This window comes from Acinetobacter sp. YH16042, assembly GCF_013417245.1.
Classification (GTDB): domain Bacteria; phylum Pseudomonadota; class Gammaproteobacteria; order Pseudomonadales; family Moraxellaceae; genus Acinetobacter; species Acinetobacter amyesii.
The window spans coordinates 1-1,466 of sequence record NZ_VPEJ01000115.1; the positions used below are offsets into that span (position 1 = coordinate 1).

Sequence of the window (1,466 nt, forward strand, 5' to 3'; positions counted from 1 at the left end):
ATTGAATATGCAGATGGAAAAATAAGCTTTTACTTCACAAATGAAGTCCTGTTTATGTTGTCTATATTTAATAACAATCATCCATACACAAAGTTTACAATTAAAGAAGTTTTACAGCTAAGAGGATCCCACTCCATCCAGCTTTATCAATTATTAAAACAATACGAAAATATAGGACACAGAGATTTCAAAGAAGAAGAGTTCAGAAATATATTCGAGTTACAAAATAAGTATTCCTTGCTTTGGAATTTAAAAAAAAGAGTTATCGTACCAGCGGTATCAGAAATTAATAAATCTACTGAACTACAAGTATCTTTCTCCAACCTTAAAGATGGCAAAAAAATTACAGGTTTTAGATTCGTAATTGGAAAAAAAGAAACTACGAAGCCTTCTAAAGAAAAGAAAAAAGAAAAGCCTCTTACAGTTAGCCAAATTGATTTGTTCTCAAACAAACTTGCCTATGACTCAGCTTTTGCGAACCAATATAGTGAAGTTGGTGAGAGTTATGAGGATTTTGCTAAACGAATTGCTAATCAGCTAATAGACCCTGCAAAAGTAAGAGAATATATGCCTTACTTAAAGCAGTTAGGATTCAAGTCATTAAGTTAATTGACACTGTCAATTGAATAGTCAATTATTAACATGACTTGATAACAACTTTACAACTATGAAAAAGCTATCAGTATCGGAACTTGCAAAGCTATATGGATATTCACGACAAGCTATATATGCTCATATTAATAAAGGAAATTTATCTAAAAGCTCAGATGGTTTGATTGACTTTGCAGAGGCACTTAGAGTCTTTGGAGAACCACAAAACAAAAATGTAACTGTCAATCAAAGTAAATCAACTGACAGTCAAAACTTAACAGAAATTGACATGCTAAAACGTCAAGTTGACATGCTTGAACGTCAATTAAACCAATCAATTTTGCGAGAAAATCAGTCTTTAGAGAGAGAAAACTTCTACCAAGAACAAATCGAAGCAATGCAACGCCTACTGGAAGCCCCAAAACCTCCAAAGGTAGAAGATCCAACACCAGTTGCAACACCCCAAGAGACTGTTGAACCAAAAGAAGAAGCTGAGATTCAGACTGAGATCCAAGAGCCTAAGAAGCGAATTCCAGTACCAGAGCATATTGAACCTGAACCTGAAAAAAGGGGCTTTTGGAGCCGTTTTTTTAGACCCTATGATTAACAAAAATTATTTAATTAAAATGAATAAAACCGTGGAACATTGATCAGTAAGTAAGCGTGGAACATGAAAAATCATAAAAAAAGCCCATTCGAGGGTGAATGGGCTATAAAACTTGAATCAACAAATTGAATTATAACACAATTTCAAAAGCATTGCGTATAAGGTGTATTATGTTAATTTTAGAAAATCTTCACTACTATTATTTTAAAATAAGCCTTATATCCAAGCATAAAACAAGGTTGTCTAGACTTCTTTTAACAGTAAAGTT

General features: G+C 32.9%; 2 protein-coding genes. Both read left to right on the plus strand.

The features are described from left to right. A partial coding sequence (locus FTV37_RS17400; protein ID WP_180064337.1) for a RepB family plasmid replication initiator protein occupies positions 1 to 609 on the plus strand: 609 nt, incomplete at its 5' end. 58 nt (positions 610 to 667) lie between these two features. Next, a complete protein-coding gene (locus FTV37_RS17405) occupies positions 668 to 1,198 on the plus strand; it encodes a plasmid replication DNA-binding protein (RefSeq protein ID WP_180039210.1) in 531 nt (176 codons plus the stop codon). Positions 1,199 to 1,466 lie beyond the last annotated feature (268 nt).